Source organism: Verrucosispora sp. WMMD573 (assembly GCF_027497175.1).
GTDB lineage: Bacteria > Actinomycetota > Actinomycetes > Mycobacteriales > Micromonosporaceae > Micromonospora.
Genome location: NZ_CP114901.1, coordinates 5,387,589 through 5,408,797 on the forward strand (window position 1 = coordinate 5,387,589; position 21,209 = coordinate 5,408,797).

Consider the following 21,209-nt stretch of genomic DNA (forward strand, 5'->3'; position numbering starts at 1 on the left):
TCATGCATGTCTTGATCACGGCTGTGGGGGCTCGTACCGAGCACTGGACCGACCTGTTCAACTCGCTCTGCGCACGACCCGACGTCCGACTCACCGTGCTCGCCTCCGACGTGTCGCCAGCCACGCGGCGCGAGCTCGACCGGCTCGGTCAGCGGCATGCCAACTTTCACTCCCAGGTGCTACCGCACCGCCTGGGTGAGGCCAGAACAGGCCACATGGCCTCCATCATGGTGCGAGGCGGCCCGCCCCTGTCGCCGCCCCCGGACGTGGTGCACATCATCGGTGAGGCCGCGTACCTGTCGACCTGGCAGGTGCTGCGGACGCGTCGTCGACACTGGCCGGCAGTGCCGACGACGCTGTACGCCGCGCAGAACGTGGTGACCCGCTTCCCCATGCCGTTTCCCCTGCTTGAGCAATACGCGTACCGCGAGGTCGACATGATCCTGCCGATCACTCCGGCGGCACGGCAGGTGTTGCGGGTCAAGGGTTACCGGGGCGCGGCGACCGACATTCCTCTCGGCGTCGACACCACCACCTTCCGACCGCGAGCCGAGGCCGGCACCGTACGGACCTTCACCGTCGGTTTCGTGGGCCGCTTCGAGCCGCACAAGGGCGTGCTCGACCTGCTGCGCGCGGCTGAACTCGCCGACTGCGACGTGCTGCTGGTGGGCGACGGCAGCCTGACCGCCGACATCGAACGGGCCGCCCGGTGCCGCCCCGGACGCATTCGGCGGCACCACTGGGCGGGCCACGCCGAACTACCCGACCTGCTGACGCAGATGAGTGTGCTGGCGCTGCCCGCGCTGGAGATCGTGCAGCGAAACGTGCTGCCGTGGATCGGCATCCCGCTGCGCGAGCAGTTCGGCCGGGTGCTGATCGAAGCCATGGCCTGCGGCGTGCCGGTGGTCGGCAGTGATGTCGGCGAGATCCCGTACGTCATCGGAGACGCCGGACTGGTCTTTCCCGCCGGCGACCCGGCCGCGCTCGCCGACCGGCTCATCAAGCTGCGCGCCTGCCCGGAAACCACCCGCGACCTTGCCGCCGCCGGGCTGCACCGGGCTACGACCGAGTTCGCCTGGGATCGAATCGCCGACCGGCTCGTTCAGATCTGGCGACAGCTGCACGAGAGAAGCATGTCAGTACCCATTCCGGCGCGAGCCGGTCAGCAGGTCCGCGACAACGCGGGTCGGAAGGTGGTCGCATGATGCGTGCCGTCGACTTCTTCGAGCTGGTAGACACAGCCTGGCGCAGGATCGGACTTCCGCTGTTCGGTCTACTCGCCGGGCTGGCCGCCGCCCAGGCGGTGACACCGATGCTGCCGGAACGGTACGAAGCACACGCCTCGGTCCTGGTCGTGGCCAGCCCGCCCGAGGGTGACAGGCCCGCCGAGATGAGCCTCGCTCTCGCGCAGAACCTCGCGCCCACCGTCGCCAAGTTGATCGGCTCGCGGGAGGTGTCCGTCGCGGCAGCACGGGACCTTGGACTGCCCGAGCAGGCGGTCATCGGCAGCGTCAGCGGAACCTTCGAGCCAGGTCTGCAGATCGTCACGGTCAGGGCTGAGGCGACCGCCGCCGGCCGTGCCGCCGCGATTGCGAACGCCGTGAGCCAGAACCTCGGCGGCCAGTTGGACCGCCTGGAACTGGGCGGCGACGCGGTGATCACCACCCGCGTGGTCGACAGAGCCAGCCCACCGTCTCGACCCGCCTTCCCCAAACCGCTGATGAACAGCGCACTCGGGGCGCTCGTCGGACTGCTCGCCGGCTGGGGCGCGACGGTACTCCGTGATCGGTTCGACCGTCGGCTGCGGGACGTCGGCCAGATGGAACTGCGTCTGGGTCTGCCGGTCCTCGGCGTCCTTCCACAACTGCCGAGGCGTTTCGCCCGCCACCACGCCGCCGCGCTGTTGGCCCGCCGCGACGTCACAGTGACCACCAGGGCCGCCGTCTCGTCGTTGAGTGTGCTCACCAATTCGGCAAAGCGACGCCTGCTGGTCACAAGTGCCCACGACGACGACGGCGCGGCTCTGGTAAGCGCTCTTCTGGGCCTTTCGATGGCAGCCGACCACCGTCGGGTCGCAATAGTCGACGGCGCGGTCCGGGACCCCATGCTCGCCGGACACTTCCCGGACGCCTCGTTCACCTGGCAGCAGGTCCAGGCAGGCCAGCACTCCCCCGCTCGCCTGCCCGACCTTCCCACACTGTCGGTACTACCGAGCGAACCACGCGACGGCCTGACCACCGAGCACGTCCGGGAACTCGGCGAGGTGCTCGACATGCTGGCCGACACCGAGGACTGTGTCATCGTGCACGCGCCGCCGGTGCTGGCCGGTTGGGACACCGCCGCGCTGGCCGGGCATGTGGATGGGGTACTGCTCGTGGTAGCGGCGGGAGACACCCGGCTGACCGAGGCCACGCGGGCGGCGCGTTTGTTGCGACGGCTGGACCTCCCGGTGGTCGGCATCGTCGCCCTGGGTGCGATCGACCGGGCCACCGAACCCGCTGCCGTCAACCTGAGCGCGCTGCACACCACGCCGGGCGGACAGCGCCGGACGGTCGACTCGACGGCGGCGACGGACAACCTCGCCGCGACAGCAGCCGCCGCAGCAGGCCCGGCCCCGATTCCCGCGCCGAGCGGCGACGCGATGGTCCCGGTCGGGGCCGTCACCGATGGGCGAGCGGAACCGGTCCAGGGCGACCATTCTCCGCCGCTGCCGCCGCGGCAGCCGCACCACCGGGAGAACGTCTCGGCGCGCTGGCCTGTCGCGGGGACGGTTTCCCCGATCGACGACGGGGTCGCGTGGTCCACCCCGCTGCTCGCCGGTGGCCGCGAGGCGGCCGGATCGGCGCTGGGCCGCCCGCTGGCGCCTCGAACCGACAGGCCCGGCCGCACCTACCGGACCGGTGTCGGGCCGCAGCCAGTTGAGCCCGTGCCGGACCAGCACACCCGAAACGGCAGCGTCACCCAATACCGCGCCAACGAGGCCCTCACCGACCTCGACGACCACCACGCACCGGCCGGCCGCTACCGCTGGCCGACCAACTGAGCCGACGTACCAGTTCGAAGGAGTAGCCGATGAGCGAGACACTCACTCCCCTGCCGCCCACCCTCAGCGATCCCCGTGCCATGTACTGCGACCTGCTGAAGAAGGCGCTCACCCGATACGTCTTCCAAGAGACGTGGATGCCCTACCAGCCGCGAGCAGCCTCCCTGCACGGCCGGTTGTACAACCGGTACAAGCATCTGCTGCAACACCGTGGGCTGGAACTCGTGCTGAAGTTCCCGTTCGACCCAGACGCGCGCGCGAACGGCCGGGACTGGCCCCCGGAGGCCGACACGATGATCGGTCTGCGTCGTCTCGACAACCTGGAGCTATGCCTTCGCGACGTACTCAGACGAGACGTACCGGGCGACCTCATCGAGACCGGGGTCTGGCGGGGCGGCGCGGTGATCTTCATGCGGGGCATGCTGCGGGCCTACGGCGACTCGAACCGGTCGGTCTGGGTGGCCGACTCGTTCCGCGGTCTGCCCAAGCCCGAACCGCATCGGACCGAGGACGTCGAGGATGCGCTCTGGGCCCAACCCTTCCTCGCCGTCTCGCTCGACCAGGTCAAGAACAACTTCCGCCGGTACGGGCTCCTGGACGACCGGGTCCATTTCCTGCCCGGGTGGTTCGACGACACATTGCCCACCGCGCCTGTCGATCGGCTGTCCCTCATCCGACTCGACGGCGACCTCTACGACTCGACCATGGTGGCGCTGCGCAGCCTCTATCCGAAGTTGTCCGTGGGCGGTTATGTGATCGTGGATGACTACCACGCGGTGCGCGGCTGCAAACAGGCGGTCGACGATTTCCGCGCCGAGTTCGGGATCACCGACGAGCTTCACCAGGTCGACTGGACCTGCCGGTACTGGCAACGGACAACATGAATGCCGATTCCCCCGAGAGTCCGTCCGGATCGTTCTCAAGATTGCCGTGGTCAGCAACTGCGGGTCCACGGCCGGCAACTGTCGACGGATCATCGTCTCGGGAGCGCCGGCCGGGGCCGCGCCCGGGGCGAGAGCCATTGTTGCTGGCACGTCGGCGACCCATTCGGCGATCGCCGCCCAGGAGCGGTAGCTGGCGGCAGGCGGTCAGTCGCGGGCTCGATGTCGCCGCTCGCGGCCAGCGCCACGCGGGTGGGAGTGCGCCGGCGACGCTCTCCCACCCGCTACAGCTGAGGTCCCGAAGGAGCCGGGGACCTCACCACCTCGCTAGGCGGCCTTGAAGGTGAACGTGCCCGACGGGACAGTGAAGACGGAGTAGCCGCCCTCGACTCGCTTGAGCGTGGCCCGCTTCGGCGTCTTGACCTTCTGGCCAGCTCCGGTGGGAACCCAGACCTCGGCGGTGGTGTTCGTCGGCACGGTCACGTCCAACACGAACACCTTTGTGGACTTCTTCCAGGAGCTGCGCGCCACGCCCTTGGGAGTCCTGTAGCTGCCTTCGGCATACGTGAGATCCCCGACGGCCTTGGGCTGGAAGACCAGCTTGTCGTACGCGACGGAGTGCTCCGCGGCCCGGATGCCCACGATCCCGGACTGGAACCACTCCTCGATCTGGGCGAGGATCATGTGGTTCTTCGAACTGCCCCGGGTCCACCGCTCGCCGATGGTGGTGAACCCCTCGGGATTCTCGGTGGTCGGTTGCAGGAAGAAGCCGTAGCTGGGTTCGGTGTCCTCCTGGAGCAGGTCCCACAGCACGTCGTCGCGCCCGGCGTCAGCCAGGACCCGGACGATCGGTGCCATGCCGATGGTGCCGCCGCTGAAGTGCGGCCCGCCACCATTGGGCTGGAAGGCGTAGATGTTCTCGACCAGGTAGTCGAGCACCCCTTGGCGCTTGTCATCCGGTACGAGGCCCGCGTCGAGGGCCAGCGCCTGCGCGGCCTGGGTGGCGCCGCTGGTACCGGCGTTGCCGGTGGCCGTGTAGTAGCCGAGCGAGTCGTTGAAGAACGCACGGTGGTAGGCGGCCTTGATGTCCTCGGCCAACGCGGTGTACTTCGCGGCGTCCGCGGTACGCCCGGTCACCTCGGCCATCATCGCCATCTTGGTGATCATCACGTAGTAGCCCCAGGTGCCGGTGATTCGACCCGAGGTCTGCTCGGCCGAGACCCAGTCGGCCAGCGCCGCGTCGACGATGTGCTGCTCGTCGCCGGTGCCGGCCTTCTCACGCTGGATGTAGTCGACGAACTTCACCATCTGGTCGTAGTACGTGTCCATGGTCTGGGTGTCGCCGTACAGCTCGTACAGGAACGCCGGGACCAGGATGATCGCGTTACCCCAGTTGATCTCGTCGCCGAATCGACCGCTGTATCCCCAGTCGTAGACCGGGGTCTTCAGCGCCACGTTGCCCTGCATGGGCGTGTCGGCGACGGACTGCCCCTCGACCAGGTGGTGCATGGAGGTGCGCAGGTAGGCGCCGAGGTCGAAGTTGCGGTGGATCGCGCCCATCGGCATGGTGTAGTCGGCCGGATACGACAGTTTCTCCCGGCCCGGGCAGTCGGTGAAGACCGACATCATGTTGCCGGCGATCGAGTAGCGCGACATCTTGTGAATCCGGTTGATCCGCGCGTTGGAGCTGTGGAAGGTGCTGGCGACGGGGGTGTCGGCCTGCAACCGCACGCCGGTGATCAGGTCACGCGTGGGGACGTAGCCCTCGGGCAGGCCGGTGACCTGGACCCACTGCATACCGAAGTAGTTGAACTTCGGGTGCCACTTTTCACCCTTGCGGTCCCCGTAAGAGGTGTAGGTGTTGAACAGGTCGGCGCCACGGCCACCGGGGCCGAGCGAACTCTGGTTGACCGTGCCGTCCGGGTTCAGCGACTCCGCCGGAGCCATCCGTACGGTCGTTCCCGCCGGCACCCGCCGAAGGTTCAGCTCGGGCCAGCCCACGATGTTCTGCCCGAAGTCGAACACCCAGGTACCCGGTGCCGGGTTGGTCACCGACTTCGGCGTGAACCGCTCCCACTCCACGATCGGCTCGGCGGACCGGGCGACCAGCTCGGTTGTCAGGTTCGGCGGTGGCGCGATGCCGGCGTCGATCCAGCCGGTCGCGGAGCCGTCGCGCCGCTTGGCGGTTGCGCCCAGGTTAGCTCCCGGCCCACTCCAGCCGGGCTGCTCGCGTCGGGCGTCATAGTCGGCGCCGGCGTACCAGGCGTCGGTGACCAGCGGGCCGAGGGCGGTGCGCCAGGACCGGTCGGTGACGATGGTGGACCGACGGCCGTCGGTGTAGGTGATCTCGAGTCGACCGATGAAGCGAGGTGTCACCGCCGCACCGGCCGAGGGGTCGCTCGCCGCGAGCGAGTTGCCCGACCCGGTCACCCGGGCACCCGCGCTGTGCGCCCGGCTCAGCGACGGGGTGAAGGTGATGCCGGTACCGTCGGCGCCCTCGGTGCCGATGGCCGTGATGGTCCGCGACTCCAGGCGGTCGCCGCCGTCTCCGTTGTCGATGTTGACCGTGCCACCCACGTGATAGCCGGTCACCGCGCTCACCTTGACGTTCGTCGCGCCGACCGGCACATCGGCCGCCAGGGACCCGTCACCCTTGAGCTGGCTCTGCCACCACGAGTACGGCGAGGTCCGCCCGACCTCCGGGTTGGTGACGCTGCGGCGTACGTAGGCCGTGCCGTTGCCGAGTTCCACCCCGACGGTGTTGCTCCCCCGTCGCACGATCCGGGTGAGGTCGTAGACGCGGTACTCGCTGGAGAGCTGATAGTTGGAGTTACCCGGTGCCAGCACCTCGTCGGTCAGCTTCCTGCCGTTGACCGTGGCGTGGTGCAGGCCGACGCCGGACAGGTACAGCTTCGCGTCGCTGACCTTCCTGCCTCGGGGCACCTCGAACGCGCGAGCGAAGATCGGCAACGGTTGATTCTCGGTGCGGTCGGGGTACTCGATCCAGCGCGCGTCCCCCCAGTCGGCCCGGTCGAGCAGCCCCATCGACCAGGAGGCGGGCTCGGACCACTGGGACACCCGCCGGTCGGCGTCCCACACACGTACCCGCCAGACGACGGTGTCCCGCGAGCGCAGCGACTTGCCGAACACCACGCGCTGCGCGGAGCTGCTCACCTTGCCCGACGTCCACATCAGCCGGCCCGCCCGGAGCCTGCTCTCGCTCTCGGCCGCCTGCACCTCGTAGGCGGTCTGCCGGTCACCCGGGCAGGCGACGCGGGCGTTCGGCCGGTGGCATGGGTGCGCCTTGGCACGCGGCGTCTCGACGAACTGCCAGCTCAGCGTCGGACGACGATTGCCGATGTCCAACGGCGAGTCGTAACGACCGTCGATGGCAAGGTCGCGGACCTGCACGTTGCCCGGCTTACCCTTGGCAACGCCGACCCCGGAGGCAGCGGTGACGAACGGCGGCGCGGCCAGTACGAGCGCCAGCCCAGCGCCGATGAGTGCGGTAGCTGTGTGCTTTGTGGAGGGCACCTGTTCTCCCTTCGCGTGGTGCCAAAGACCGGAAGCCATCGGGTCGCCCGGAGTGCGACTCCCTCCGCTTCGGAACGTGCCAAAGGAGAGAGTTACCGATGAGTCGCGATGGCCAGGCCAAAGGTTGAATCGTTTCATCGATCTAGCTGCCCCGAGCCTCGCCGAGCCGCAATGGCAAGGCAATAGACCGGAAACAAGTTGGCCGCCTCCGGCCGACTGCGCGTCTCGACGGTGAGCGTCGAGCATCTGGCCACAGAGGGCTACCAATGCCTCCCGCCGTCGTTGGATCGGGCGGGGTGCCGTCGCCGATCGTCAGCCGGTGCTGGGTGAACTCAGGGCAGCAGGATGATGTGCAGGGTGCGGGGGCCGTGGACGCCTTCGACGCGGTTGAGTTCGATGTCGCTGGTGGCGGAAGGGCCGCTGATCCAGGTCAGGGGTCGGTGCGGGGTGAGGCGGGTGAGTGCCTGGGGCACGCCGGCGACGACCTGTGCGGTGCGGATCACGCAGATGTGCAGGTCCGGCAGCAGACTCAGCACGCGGCGCCCCTGGTCGGGCGAGCCGTCGAGGACGACGGTGCCGGTGTCGGCGATGGCCACGGCGGCGGCGGTGATCACGCCGTCGGCGGCGGCGATCGCGGCGTTGTCGAGGTCGTCGTCGGGCAGGGCGGTCACGGTCGCCGGTAGCCAGGCCGGCGGCAGCCCCAGTGGCACGACGACGCTCGCGGCGCTCGGCAGGATGCCGGCGATGGTGTCGGCGACGGCCGGTTCGGCGACCCGGTGCACGTGGGCGCGGTAGTCGGTCAGCCGGTCGACCAGCCGGTCGAGGTCGACCGGGCCGTCGCGTCGATAGTCGCGTGGCGCCTCGACCGGTGTCGGCGCGGGGTCGACGGCGGCGCGGAGCCGAGCGAGGATGGTCTCCCGGGCGGTCACCGCTGCGCCCACCACTGCCGGAAGGTCTGCGCCGGCACCTCGGGCAGGTCACGACTGGCGGTCCAGCCGGACAACGGCGGTGGCAGGCCCCGACCACGCCGGCCGGTCAGCCGGCTCAGCCGGGTCGCGCGCTGCGCCGCCGCGTACAGGGCCGGGTGGTCCATGGCGTACGCGGCGGCGGCCATCGCCGTCGACTCACTGCGCGGATGGGGCGCCTGGTCGCGCAGGTGCACCAACAACTCCGGGATGTTGATTTTCACGGGGCAGGCGTCGTAACAGGCCCCACAGAGCGATGACGCGTACGGCAGCGACGCGTTGTCGGCAACCCCCGTCAACTGCGGCGACAGCACCGCACCGATCGGACCCGGATACACCGACCCGTACGCGTGCCCACCCGTACGCTCGTACACCGGGCACACGTTCAGGCACGCCGAGCAGCGGATACAGTGCAACGCCTGCCGGCCCACCTCGTCGGCGAGCACCGCGCTGCGACCGTTGTCCAGCAGCACCAGATGAAACTCCTGCGGCCCGTCACCCGGTGTCACCCCGGTCCACAGCGACGTGTACGGGTTCATCCGCTCACCGGTCGAGGCCCGAGGCAGCAGTTGCAGAAACACCTCCAGGTCCCGCCAGGTCGGCACCACCTTCTCCACACCCATCACCGTGATCAACGTACGCGGCAGGGTCAGACACATCCGTCCGTTGCCCTCGGACTCCACCACCGCCAACGTGCCCGTCTGCGCCACCGCGAAGTTCGCGCCGGACACCGCCACCGGCGTGGACAGGAACGTCTGCCGCAGAAACCGACGCGCCGCCGCCGCGAGGACCGCCGGCTCGTCGGTCAATCCCGGATCCACCCCCGGCATCGCCCGCAGGAAGATCTCCCGGATCTCGGCCCGGTTACGGTGGATCGCCGGCACCAGAATGTGACTCGGCCGATCCTCACCCAACTGCACGATCAGCTCAGCCAGATCCGTCTCCACCGGCGCGATCCCGGCCGCTTCGAGAGCCTCGTTGAGACCGATCTCCTGCGTCACCATCGATTTGACCTTGATCACCCGGTCACTGCCGGTGCCCCGCACCAGGTCGACGACGATCCGGTTGGCGTCGTTGGCGTCGGCGGCCCAGTGCACCACTCCCCCGGCCTCGCTCACCCGATCCTCCAACTGCTCCAGCAGCTCCGGCAACCGGGCCAACACGTCGGCCTTGATCGCCGAGCCGGCCGCGCGCAACTGCTCCCAGTCCGGCACTTCGGCGATCACACCAGCCGACTTCGCTCGGATCGTGGCCGTGGCATGCCCGAGATTGCGGCGCAACTGCGCATCGCCCAGCGCTCGCCGGGCAGCCTCCGGAAAGGTTTCCGCGCCACGCAACTGCCCGACACCGGCGGGCGCGGTCGCCGGCATGCCGAGAAACGTCCGCCTCACGACCCCACCGCCAACCCGTCCCGCCGGCCTGCGACGACATCGGACTCGGTCGAGGCCAGAATCTCGGCCAGATGCACCGTCCGCACCCCGGCATCCAGCCGGGACAACCCACCACCGATGTGCATCAGGCACGACGCGTCCCCCGCCGTGCAGACCTCCGCACCCGTGGACACCACATGCCGCACCTTGTCCACCAACATCGCCGTCGACGTGTCCGCGTTCTTCACCGCGAACGTCCCCCCGAAGCCGCAACACTGCTCCGCCGCCGGCAACTCCACCAGGTCGAGCCCCCGCACCTCGCGCAGCAGCCGCACCGGCCGATCGACCACCCGCAGCATCCGCAGCGAGTGACACGTCGGGTGATACGTGACCCGGTGCGGGAAGAACGCCCCCACATCGGTCACCCCCAACACATCCACCAGCAGCTCGGACAGCTCGTACGTCCGCCCCGCCACCGACTCGGCCCGCGACGCCAGCCGTTCGTCACCGGCCCGCCGCGCCACCATCGCGTGCTGATGCCGCACCGACCCGACACACGACCCCGACGGCGCCACGATCACGTCATACGGATCGAAGGTCCGCACATGCCGACGCACCAACGGCACCGCCTGCGCCTGGTAGCCGGTGTTGACGTGCATCTGCCCACAACACGTCTGCCCCGACGGAAACACCACCTCATGACCCAACCGCTCCAGCAGGCGCACCGTCGCCTTCGCCGCCTCGGGAAACAGGGTGTCCGCCAGACACGTCACGAACAGAGCGATCCGCACGTCACACCTCCAACCGTCGCTCGCCGGCCCGCGCCGCCACGGACCCATCGCCCGGCTCGTAGCGCACGATCCGCTGAGTCTGCCGCACCAGCCGCCGCAACGCAGCAAGGTCACCACCGACCACACCGGCCGTCCGGGCCTGCACCAGCAGGTTGCCGATCGCGGTCGCCTCCACCGGCCCGGCCAGCACCGGTAGCCCGCAGGCGTCGGCGGTGAGCTGGCAGAGCAGAGTGTTGCGGGCTCCCCCGCCCACGATGTGCACCGCGTCGACGTGCCGGCCGGACAGCTCCTGCACCTGACGGACCGCCCGTCGGTGGGCCAACGCCAGGCTGTCGATGACGCAGCGGACGACGGCGGCCGGCGACTGCGGCACCGGCTGGCCGGCGAGTCGACACGCCTCGACGATCCGGGCCGGCATGTCGCCCGGGGGCAGGAACGTCGGTGCGTCGATGTCGACCACGCTGCGGAACGCCGGTTCGGTGGCGGCGGCGGCCAACAGGTCGCTCAGGTCCGGATTTCCCCAGGTCCGCAGCGACTCCTGCAACGGCCACAGTCCCATGACGTTGCGCAGGTAGCGGCTGGTGCCGTCGACGCCGCGCTCGTTGGTGAAATTCGCGTGGCGGCTGGCCTCGGTGAGCACCGGCCGGTGCAGTTCCACCCCGACGAGGGACCAGGTCCCGCAGGAGATGTAGGCGAAGTGTTCGCCGTCGGCGGGCACCGCGACGACGGCCGAGGCGGTGTCGTGGGAGCCGACCGCGATCACCTCCGCCGTCGCGTGCAGATCCAACTCGGGCAGCGTCGGCCCGATCTCGGTGCCCGGCTCGCGCAGCGGTGGGAACAGGTGCGTGGGTATGCCGACGTCGGTGATCAGGTCGTGCGCCCAGGTGCCCGTGTGCACGTCGTAGAGCTGGGTGGTGGAGGCGTTGGTGACCTCGGCACCGAGCTGCCCGGTGAGCCAGTAGGCGATCAGATCCGGGATCATGAGCAGCCGGTGGGCGGTGGCGAGTTGTGGCGTGGGGGCGGCTGCCGCGAGCTGGTACAGGGTGTTGAACGGCAACTGCTGGAGCCCGGTGGTGGCGTAGAGACGTTCGGCACCGAGCCGCCGGGTCACCTGCTCCAGGACGCCCTCGGTACGGGTGTCCCGGTAGTGCACGGGGTTGCCGAGCAACGCGCCGGTGGAGTCCAGCAGGCCGTAGTCGACCGCCCAGGAGTCCACGCCGACGCTGGTGACCGGGCCGGTCGTCCGGAGCCCGGCCAGCACCTCGCGGAACAGGCTCAGGATGTCCCAGTGCAGGGTGCCGCCGACGCGTACCGGCTCGTTGGCGAACCGGTGCGTCACGGTCAGCCGCAGAGTGTCCCGGCCGACCTGCCCAAGCACCACCCGACCACTGGACGCGCCCAGGTCGACGGCCGCCGCACTGGCCTCGCCGCCGCCACGCCGAGTGAGCGGAACTACGCCACGGCCGAGGTCGGTCCGAGGGTGTGACGCGGGCCGGGACGGCGGTCGCGGGTCGGATTCCGGTCCAGTTCCGGTCTGCGGCTCGGACGATGGTCCGGCTCCGGGCCGCGGCCCGGACGACGGTTCGGCCTCGGTCAACGGCCCGGACCCTGGTTCGGGCCCGGGTGCCGGATCGGAGTGCGGCGGCATCGGCCTCACCGCAGGAACGCGGCGGCGACGCCGGCATCGACCGGAATGTGCAGGCCGGTGGTGTGCGACAGGTCGCCGGCGGTGAGGGCGAAGACCGCGTTGGCGATGTGCTCCGGCAGGACCTCCCGCTTGAGCAGGGTGCGTTGGGCGTAGAACTCGCCGAGTTTCTCCTCCGGCACCCCGTACACGGCCGCCCGGTCGGCGCCCCAACCACCGGCGAAGATGCCGGAGCCCCGGACCACCCCGTCGGGGTTGATGCCATTGACCCGCACGCCGTGCGCGCCCAGTTCGGCGGCGAGCAGCCGCACCTGGTGGGCCTGGTCGGCCTTTGCCGCGCCGTACGCGACGTTGTTCGGGCCGGCGAACACGGCGTTCTTGCTGGCGATGTAGACGATGTCGCCACCCATGCCCTGCGCCACCAGCAGCCGGGCGGTCTCCCGGGAGATCAGGAACGAGCCCTTGGCCATCACGTCGTGTTGCAGGTCCCAGTCCCGGGCGGTGGTGTCCAGCAGTGACTTCGACAGCGACAGTCCGGCATTGTTGACCACCAGGTCCACCCCGCCGAAGGCCAGCGCCGCGGCCCGCACCGCGGCAGCGACTTGCTCCTCGTCGGTGACGTCGAGCGGTACGGCGACCGCGACGTCCGTACCGCCGATCTCGGCCGCGACGGTCTCGGCGGCGCCTGCGTCCCGGTCGGTGACCACGACGCAGGCGCCCTCGGCTGCGAGCCGATGAGCGATGGCCCGGCCGATGCCCGAGCCGCCGCCGGTGACCAGCGCGATCCGGGTGGCCAGGCACTTCGGCTTCGGCATCCGCTGGAGCTTGGCCTCCTCCAGCGCCCAGTACTCGATGCGGAACTTCTCCGCCTCGTCGATCGGGGCGTATGTCGAAACCGCCTCGGCGCCCCGCATCACGTTTATCGCGTTGACATAGAACTCCCCGGCGACCCGGGCGGTCTGCTTGTTGGCACCGAAGCTGAACATGCCGACGCCCGGCACCAAGACGACTGCCGGATCGGCACCGCGCATCGGTGGGCTGTCCGGGCCGGCATGCCGCTCGTAGTACGCCCGGTAGTCCGCACGGTAGGCGGCGTGCAGCTCTTTCAGGCGCGCGACGGTCTCCGCCAGCCCGGCGGTGGGTGGCAGGTCGAGCACCATCGGCCGGACCTTGGTTCGTAGGAAGTGGTCCGGGCAGGAGGTGCCCCGCGCGGCCAACTCGGGCATCCGCTCCCGGCCGACGAAGTCGAGCACCACGTCGCTGTCGGTGTAGTGACCGACCTGCGCCCGGTCGGTCGAGACCAGACCGCGAAGCACCGGAAAGAGCGCCGCCGCCCGGTCCCGACGCTGCTGTTCGGGGAGGGTCGGGTGGGTCACGGCACCGAACGGCTCGGGCCGGCCGTGTTCGGCGATGTACCGTGCGGCGGTGGCGATGATCTCGCGGGAGTTGGCCTCGCACTCGTCGCTGGTGTCACCCCAGGCGGTGATGCCGTGTCCGCCGAGGATGACGCCGATCGCCTGCGGGTTCGCCCGACGCGCCGCGGCGATGTCGAGACCGAGTTGGAAACCGGGCCGACGCCAGGGCACCCAGAGCACCCGCTCGCCGAATATCGTGGCGGTCAGGGCGGGGCCGTCGGCGGCGGTGGCAATGGCGATTCCGGAGTCGGGATGCAGGTGGTCGACGTGCGGCGCGTCGACCAGCCCGTGCATGGCGGTGTCGATCGACGGTGCCGATCCACCCCGTCCGTGCAGGCAGTAGTCGAACGCGGCGACCATCTCGTCCTCGCGCTCCACCCCCGGGTAGACGTCGACAAGCGACCGGAGCCGATCCAGCCGGAGCACCGCCAGCCCGCGCTCGGTGAGCGTGCCGAGGTCGCCGCCGGAACCCTTGACCCAGAGCAGGTCGGTGGGCTCGCCGGTCACCGGATCGGTCTCCACCCCCTTGGCAGAGGTGTTGCCGCCGGCGTAATTGGTGTTCGCCGGATCGGCGCCGAGCCGGTTGCTGCGGGCGAGCAGGTCATCCACCGCGGGATTCGTCATGGCTTCCTTCACTCTTTTCGGGTGCGCGCGGGGCGCGCGTCGTACTGGTCCGACGGCCCCACGGGTGTCGACGGTGGGCAGTCAGGACATGAAACGTTTCACCTCGGCGTCCCTGAGATTACGAGGGCATCTTCGCTGCCGTCAAGCTACGGACCAGGTCACACCAGCCCACGCCGGGCGGCCCAGACCACGGCCTCGATCGACGTGGCCACGTCCAGCCGCTCACAGATCACCCGTACCCGGCGCCGGACGCTGCGCTCGGACAGGTGCAGTTCGGCGGCCACGCTCGCGGTGAGCCGGCCCTCAGCAAGCAGCGCGAGGATGGCCAGTTCGTCCTCGGTCAACGTCGCCGGCCCGGCGTCCTGCGGTTCGGTCACCACCTGGCAGTCCTTTCGTCGGGGGTAACGAAGGGATGCGGCTGCGATACCGGCGGGCCGGTGCACCGACCCACGCTCAGCGAGCGGTACGGATCGTCAGTGCAGGTCAGGCACCCCAGCCCGCCTGCTGTCCACCGACCCGCTCGGCGCTGACCCGCTCCAGGTACCCGGACCGCTTGTAGGCCGCGACCGGATCCGGGTCCAGACCCACCTCCTCGCGCAGGTCGCGCAACAATGGCCGCACGTCGGTGTTGTACGCGTCCATCAGCACGGCGTTGGCCTCCAGCACGTCACCGCTGCGCTGGGCAGCGGTCAACGCAGCGGTGTCCACCAGCAGCGCCTTGGCGGTCGCCTCCTGGACGTTGAGCACCGACCGGATGACCGCCTGCACCTTCGGCTCGATGTTGTGGCACTGGTCGAGCATGAACGCGATGCCGTAGGACGGACGCAGCGCGTCGGCCTGGACGATCTCGTGCATGATCCGGAACAGTTGGAACGGGTCCGCCGAGCCCACCATCAGGTCGTCGTCGGCGTAGAACCGCGAGTTGAAGTCGAAGGCGCCCAGCTTCCCGACGCGCAGCAGGAAGGCCACGATGAACTCGATGTTCGTGCCCGGCGCGTGGTGGCCGGTGTCGATGACCACCTGCGCCCGCTCGCCCAGCTCCACGCAGTGCGCGTACGCGGTGCCCCAGTCGGGCACGTCGGTCAGGTAGAACGCCGGCTCGAACAGCTTGTACTCCAGCAACAGGCGCTGATCACCGGTCAGCCGGTCGTACGCCTGCCGCAGCGCGTCGGCGAGCCGGTCCTGGCGCTCCCGAACGCTGTCCTGGCCCGGATAGTTGGTGCCGTCGGAGAACCAGAGCTTGAGATCACGCGAACCGGTGGCGTCCATCACGTCGACGCACTCCAGCAGGTGCCCGATCGCCTTGCGGCGCACCGCCGGGTCGGGATTGGTGACCGAGCCCAGCTTGTAGTCGTCGTCCTGGAACACGTTGGCGTTGATCGTGCCCAGCTCGACGCCCTGCTCCTTGGCATAGGCGGCCAGCGCGGCATAGTCGTCCACCCGGTCCCAGGGAATGTGCAGCGCCACGGTCGGTGCGACGCCGGTGAAGCGGTGCACGGTCGCCGCGTCCGCCACCTTCTCGTACGGGTCACGCGGCACTCCCGCCTGCGCGAACACCTTGAACCGGGTGCCCGAGTTGCCGTACGCCCAGGAGGGTGTCTCGATGCGCTGCTCCCGCAGGGCGTCGATGACCCGTCTGCGCGTGGCCGGATCGATCTCGGTCATTGCTGTTCCCCCAGTTGCTCTTCCAGGTTGAAGATCTCGGTCAGGACGTCGAAACCCCGGTCGGGACGCCCGTCGGGCAGGTCGGCGAAGAACGGGGCCATCTCCGCCTGCCACCGCGCGTTGACCTCGGTCGCCTCCATCGCCGCCCGCGCGGCGTCGAGGTCCTCGGTCAGAAAACAACCGACCAGCAGTCCGTCCTCACGGAGAAAGAGTGAATAGTCGTGCCAGCCCGCGCGCTTGAGCGCGGCGAGCATGTCGGGCCACACGGCGGCGTGGCGGCGCCGGTACTCCTCCAGCCGATCCGGCCTGACCTGAAGGGTGAAGCAGATCCGGCGCACACCACACCTACCCGTGAGCCTAGAAGTTGAACTCGTCGATGTTGTCGGCGTTGAACTCGAACGGGTCGCCCAGCAGGATCTCGCCGTTCGCACCGACGGTGTACTCGCCGAGCTTGCCGGCGGTGAAGGTCTCGCCCTCCTTACCGGTGATGATCCCGGAGGCCAGCGCCCCGCCCGCGTACGCGGCGAGGTAGCCGAGGTCCGCCGGGTTCCACAGGGCGAAGGACTTGACCGTGCCGTCCTTGACGTACTCGCGCATCTGGTTCGGGGTGCCGAGGCCGGTCAGCTGCACCTTGCCCTTGTAGGACGAGCCGGACAGGTAGCGGGCCGCAGCGGCGATACCCACCGTGGTCGGAGAGATGATGCCCTTGAGGTTGGGGTACTTCGACAGCAGGCCCTGCGCCTCCTGGAAGGACTTCTCGTCCTGGTCGTCGCCGTAGACCGTGGCGACCAGCGTGAGCTTGCTGTACTCCGGCTTCGCCAGCTCGGTCTTCATCAGCTCGATCCACGCGTTCTGGTTGGTGGCGTTCGCCGTCGCCGAGAGAATCGCGATCTCGCCACCGTCCGGACCGACCGCCTCGGAGATCAGCTTGATCTGCGTCTGGGCGATGCCTTCGGCGCTGGCCTGGTTGACGAACGCGTCGCGGCACTCCGGCTTGGTGTCCGAGTCGTAGGTGATGACCTTCGCACCGGCGGCCTTCGCCTCGGTCAGCGAGCCGCAGACCGCGTCCTGGTCGTTCGCCGCGATGATGATGACGTCGGTGCCCTGCTGGGACAGGGTGTTGATGTAGGACACCTGGGCCGATGGGCTCGCCTCGGAGGGGCCGGTCTGGGCGTACTGGCCCTTGAACTCCTCGACCGCAGCCTTGCCGCCCTGGTTGTCGGAGGTCTCGAAGTACGGGTTGTTTACCTGCTTGGGCAGGAAGGTGACCTTGAGCCCCTCCTTGATCGTGCCGGAGGCGTTGCCGGTGTCACCGGTGCCGGGGTCGGTGCCGCCGGTGTCCTCGGCGCAGGCGCCGAGGGTGAGGGCCACGGCCGCCAGGACTGCGGTCGCGACAACCCGGGTACGTCTGATGATCATGACGAGGTCCTTTCGAGGTTGGTGGTGACGGGTCGGCGACGACGGAGCCGCTCGCGCGCCATCCGCACGACGTTCGGTCCGACCACGGAGAGGATGAGCAGGGTGCCGGTGACGATGGTCAGCGTGTTCGCCGGCACGTTGGCCAGTTGCAACGCGTTGCGGAGCACGCCGAGCAGGGCCACCGCCGCGAGCACACCGACCAGACCGCCCCGACCGCCGAAGATGGAGACGCCGCCGAGAAGCACGGCCGCCACCACCGCCAGCTCCAGGCCGGTCGCGTTGTCGGCGCGGGCGCTGGCGAAACGGAACGTCCAGAACACCCCGGCCAGGGACGCCATGGCACCGGTGGCGACGAACAGCCAGAACTTGGTGCGCAGCACCGAGATGCCGCTGAAGGTGGCGGCCTCGGCGTTGTTGCCGATCGCGTAGAGGGAGCGGCCGATCGGAGTGGCGTACAGCAGCACGCCGAAGACGACGGCCAGAGCGGCCAGGACCAACACGAACCACGGAATGACCGTGCCCGGGATGGGGGCGATCGCGTTCTGGGTCCAGGTCGGCGGGTAGTCGGCGATCGCGCGGTCACCGAGCACGACGTACGCCAGGCCACGGTAGAGCGCCAGCGTGCCGATGGTGACCGCCAGTGACGGCAAACCGAACACGGTGATGAAGACGCCGTTGACCGCGCCGAGCACGGCGCCGAGCAGCAGGCTCAGCACGATGAGCAGCGGCAGGGACGTGACGCCGAGGTACCACAGCTGACCGAGCACCGAGCAGGTGAGCCCCACCGTGCTGGCCACCGAGAGGTCGATCTCGCCGGTGATGATGACAAGCGTCATGGGCAGGGCGATCAGCGCGATCGGGATGGCCTCCAGTACCAGGAACCGGTAGAAGCGGGGGCTGCCGACACCCTCGATCGTGGCAGTGGCGACGAGCACCACCACGATCAGCGCGACGATGAGGATGGCGTCCCACGAGCCGAACAGTCGACGCCAGGCGGGCGGCCCCGCCGTCGCGGTGCCCGTCGGGGCGGCCATGGTGTCAGTTGCCACGGGTGTTGCCTCCTCGCAGACGGCGTGCCATGCGGACGGCGAGCGCCCGGTCCAGCCCGATGGCGGCCAGGATGAGTGCGCCGACGGCGGCGCGCTGCCAGAACGGGTTGACCCCCAGTACGGGCAGGGCGCTTCCGATGGTGGTGAGCAGGACGGCGCCGAGCGCTGCGCCGTACACCGAACCGCTGCCACCGAAGATCGCGACGCCGCCGACCACCACGGCCGCGACCACGTTGAGTTCCAGGCCGAGGCCGGCGTTCGCGTCGATGGTGCCGAAGCGGGCCGCGTAGAGCACACCGGCGAGCCCGGCGAGCGCGCCGCTCGCCACGAAGGCGATGAACACCCGTCTACCCACCGCGATACCGGAGAGCCGCGCCGCGTCGGGGTCGGAGCCGATCGCGTACAGCTCGCGACCGCTGCGGTAGTTCTTCAACAGGTAGCCGGCGACGACGAGCACGGCGACCGCGAAGAGAGCCAGCACCGGCACGCCGAGGACGGTGGCGTTGCCCATCCTCAGGAAGTCGCGCGGCATGTCGGCGGCGTTGATCTGCCGTCCGGTGGCCCAGGTGTGGTCGAGTCCCCGGAACACGTACAGCGTGCCGAGGGTCACCACCAGGGCCGGCACCCGAGCCGCGGCGATCAGGGCGCCGTTGACCGCGCCGCAGGCCGCGCCGAGCGCGGCGCCGATTCCGATGGCGAGCGGGATGGGCAGCCCGGGGTTGTCGACGAAGAGCACGCCGGTGGCGAACGCGGACAGCCCGAGAATCGACCCGACCGACAGGTCGACGTTCCGGGTGATGATGACGATCGCCTGCCCGACCGCGAGGATCGCCAGGATGGTCGAGCTGAGCAGCAGGTCCTTGATGTTCTGTGCGGACAGGAACCGCTGGTTCACGCCGAAGGTCACCGCGACCAGGAGCACCAGCGCGAGCAGGATGCCCAGCTCACGGACGACGAACAGTCGGTGCGCCGAACGGGCGCCCGACTGTGGGCCGGGTCCGCCCGCCGTGGTGGCGTGCGCTTGGCGTACGTCTGCGGTGGTCATGCGGCGGCCTCCCGCTGTCCGGTCGCGGCGAACATGACGCTCTCCTCATCGGCCTGATGACGCGGGATGTCGGCGACCAGGCGGCCCTCGTGCATGACGAGCACCCGATCGGCCATGCCGAGCACCTCCGGCAGCTCACTGGAGATCATCAGCACCGCCACTCCCTCGGCGGCGAGCTGGGAGAGCAGCCGGTGCACCTCGGACTTGGTGCCGACATCGATGCCCCGGGTCGGTTCGTCGATCATGAGCACCCGTGGCTCGGTGGACAGCCACTTGGCCAGCACCACCTTCTGCTGATTGCCGCCGGAGAGGGTGGAGACCGGGTCGCTGTTGCGGGCGGCCTTGACCTGCAACCGGCGGGCCCAGTCCGCGGTCGATCGCCGCTCGCTGCCGCCGAACAGCAGCCCCAGCCGGCTCAGCGCCCACCGACGCGGCAGCGTGGCGTTGCGTTCGATCGACAGCTCCATCACCAGGCCCTGCTGGCGGCGGTCCTCCGGTACGAGGGCCAGCCCGGCGGCGATCGCCGCCGGCGGGTCGCCGGGCCGTAGCCGCCGACCGTCGACGCGGACCTCACCGGCGTCGTAGCGGTCGACGCCGAAGATCGCCCGGGCAACCTCGCTGCGTCCCGCGCCGACCAGCCCGGCGAGCGCCACGATCTCGCCGCCACGCACGGTGAACGAGATGTCGTCGAAGTAGCCGTGCCGGGTCAGCCCGTCGATCTCCAGGCGGACCTCGCCCGGCTCGGTGTCCGTCTTCGGGAACAGCGAGGAGATGTCGCGGCCGACCATGGTCCGCACCACACCGTCGACGGTCAGCTCACCGATCTCGTCCGTGGCGATCCAACGGCCGTCGCGCATCACGGTGACCCGCTGGCAGAGGGCGAACACCTCGTCGAAACGGTGCGAGATGAACAGCACCGCCGCGCCGTTCTCCCGCAGCGTGCGGACCACGGCGAAGAGTCGCTCGACCTCGACACCGGAGAGCGCCGCCGTCGGTTCGTCCATCACCAGCACCCGGGCGTCGAAGGAGAGCGCCTTGGCGATCTCCACCAGCTGCTGGTCGGCGATGGACAGACCACGGGCGGGCCGGTCCGGGTCGATCCCGACGCCGAGCCGCGTGAACAGCTCGTTGGTACGCGCCCGCATGGCCGCGGCGTCGATGCGGCGCAGCCCCTTGCGGGGCTGCCGGCCCATGAAGATGTTCTCCGCGACCGACAGATCAGGAAAGAGGGTCGGTTCCTGGTAGATCACGGCGATGCCCGCAGCCCGAGCGTCGGCCGGGTTGCCGAAGGTGACCGGCTCCCCGGCGAGCAGCATCCGGCCCGCGTCCGGCCCGTGCACACCGGCCAGGATCTTCACCAGGGTGGACTTGCCGGCGCCGTTCTCACCGACCAGGGCGTGCGCCTCACCGGCGAACAACTCCAGTCGGGCGTCGCGTAACGCGGCGACGGCTCCGAACGACTTGTCCACACCCTCCAGTGCCAAGACCGGAAGCACCTGGCCTCCTTCGCAGCTCCACGTGATCCAATGAAACGTTTCATTGCTGTGCCGACTGTAGGTGTGGCCTCAGGCACAGGTCAAGGGTTTCCGGCCGGTTACCGAGTTGTTATCCGGCGACCCTCTTGACCCCCGAACCCGCCCTTCACCTGGCAGTTCCTCTTGCCGAGCGGGTGCCGGCGCGGGTTGGATGAATGAAACGTTATACAAGCGATAGACTTCCCCCGATCGGGGCGGGCCCGACAGCCCAGCCTGGTCCCGGGGGCC

The 21,209-nt window shown here is 69.6% G+C and carries 16 protein-coding genes; 3 read left to right on the forward strand and 13 right to left on the reverse strand.

The genetic code is table 11. The features are described 5' to 3' along the window. The first annotated feature begins 2 nt into the window (after positions 1-2). From O7601_RS24475 to O7601_RS24485, 3 genes are read left to right on the forward strand one after another with little or no spacing between them, the layout of a single operon-like run. Positions 3-1,205 (forward strand): glycosyltransferase family 4 protein, encoded by a 1,203-nt coding sequence (locus tag O7601_RS24475; RefSeq protein ID WP_281563438.1) that lies wholly within the window; start codon positions 3-5, stop codon positions 1,203-1,205. Further along, positions 1,202-3,043 (forward strand): hypothetical protein, encoded by a 1,842-nt coding sequence (locus tag O7601_RS24480; protein WP_281563439.1) that lies wholly within the window; start codon positions 1,202-1,204, stop codon positions 3,041-3,043. The genes O7601_RS24475 and O7601_RS24480 overlap by 4 nt, the downstream gene beginning before the upstream one ends. 29 nt (positions 3,044-3,072) lie before the next feature. After that, entirely contained in the window at positions 3,073-3,927 is an 855-nt protein-coding gene (locus tag O7601_RS24485; protein WP_281563440.1) for a TylF/MycF/NovP-related O-methyltransferase, read from the forward strand. Positions 3,928-4,251: 324 nt separating this feature from the next. Here the strand turns inward: O7601_RS24485 and O7601_RS24490 are convergent, their stop codons facing one another. The 13 genes from O7601_RS24490 to O7601_RS24550 form a co-directional block, all read right to left on the reverse strand. Continuing rightward, on the reverse strand, positions 4,252-7,458 hold the full coding sequence (locus O7601_RS24490) for an alpha-L-rhamnosidase (RefSeq protein ID WP_281563441.1): 3,207 nt from the start codon (positions 7,456-7,458) through the stop codon (positions 4,252-4,254). Between the two features lie 332 nt (positions 7,459-7,790). After that, a complete protein-coding gene (locus O7601_RS24495) occupies positions 7,791-8,402 on the reverse strand; it encodes an LUD domain-containing protein (protein ID WP_281563442.1) in 612 nt (203 codons plus the stop codon). Continuing rightward, positions 8,384-9,793, reverse strand: coding sequence for a LutB/LldF family L-lactate oxidation iron-sulfur protein (locus tag O7601_RS24500; protein ID WP_281567021.1), 1,410 nt, complete (start codon positions 9,791-9,793; stop codon positions 8,384-8,386). The genes O7601_RS24495 and O7601_RS24500 overlap by 19 nt, the downstream gene beginning before the upstream one ends. A gap of 17 nt (positions 9,794-9,810) precedes the next feature. Further along, positions 9,811-10,584 (reverse strand): (Fe-S)-binding protein, encoded by a 774-nt coding sequence (locus O7601_RS24505; RefSeq protein ID WP_281563443.1) that lies wholly within the window; start codon positions 10,582-10,584, stop codon positions 9,811-9,813. Between the two features lies 1 nt (position 10,585). Continuing rightward, positions 10,586-11,965 (reverse strand): rhamnulokinase family protein, encoded by a 1,380-nt coding sequence (locus O7601_RS24510; protein WP_281563444.1) that lies wholly within the window; start codon positions 11,963-11,965, stop codon positions 10,586-10,588. Positions 11,966-12,237: 272 nt separating this feature from the next. After that, a complete protein-coding gene (locus tag O7601_RS24515) occupies positions 12,238-14,268 on the reverse strand; it encodes a bifunctional aldolase/short-chain dehydrogenase (RefSeq protein ID WP_281563445.1) in 2,031 nt (676 codons plus the stop codon). A 158-nt stretch (positions 14,269-14,426) separates the two neighbouring features. After that, positions 14,427-14,648: a LuxR C-terminal-related transcriptional regulator gene (locus O7601_RS24520; protein ID WP_281563446.1), complete on the reverse strand. Its 222-nt coding sequence runs from the start codon at positions 14,646-14,648 to the stop codon at positions 14,427-14,429. Between the two features lie 103 nt (positions 14,649-14,751). Next, positions 14,752-15,933 (reverse strand): L-rhamnose isomerase, encoded by a 1,182-nt coding sequence (gene rhaI, locus O7601_RS24525; RefSeq protein ID WP_281563447.1) that lies wholly within the window; start codon positions 15,931-15,933, stop codon positions 14,752-14,754. Next, a complete protein-coding gene (locus O7601_RS24530) occupies positions 15,930-16,271 on the reverse strand; it encodes an L-rhamnose mutarotase (RefSeq protein WP_281563448.1) in 342 nt (113 codons plus the stop codon). Before O7601_RS24530 ends, rhaI begins: the two co-directional genes overlap by 4 nt. Before the next feature lie 19 nt (positions 16,272-16,290). Continuing rightward, entirely contained in the window at positions 16,291-17,352 is a 1,062-nt protein-coding gene (gene rhaS / locus O7601_RS24535) for a rhamnose ABC transporter substrate-binding protein (protein ID WP_269740847.1), read from the reverse strand. Further along, the gene (locus tag O7601_RS24540; protein WP_281563449.1) at positions 17,349-18,401 is read right to left on the reverse strand and encodes an ABC transporter permease; all 1,053 of its coding nucleotides are present in this window, start codon (positions 18,399-18,401) and stop codon (positions 17,349-17,351) included. Before O7601_RS24540 ends, rhaS begins: the two co-directional genes overlap by 4 nt. Next, entirely contained in the window at positions 18,391-19,446 is a 1,056-nt protein-coding gene (locus O7601_RS24545) for an ABC transporter permease (RefSeq protein WP_281563450.1), read from the reverse strand. Before O7601_RS24545 ends, O7601_RS24540 begins: the two co-directional genes overlap by 11 nt. Further along, positions 19,443-20,942: a sugar ABC transporter ATP-binding protein gene (locus tag O7601_RS24550; protein WP_281563451.1), complete on the reverse strand. Its 1,500-nt coding sequence runs from the start codon at positions 20,940-20,942 to the stop codon at positions 19,443-19,445. The genes O7601_RS24545 and O7601_RS24550 overlap by 4 nt, the downstream gene beginning before the upstream one ends. Positions 20,943-21,209 lie beyond the last annotated feature (267 nt).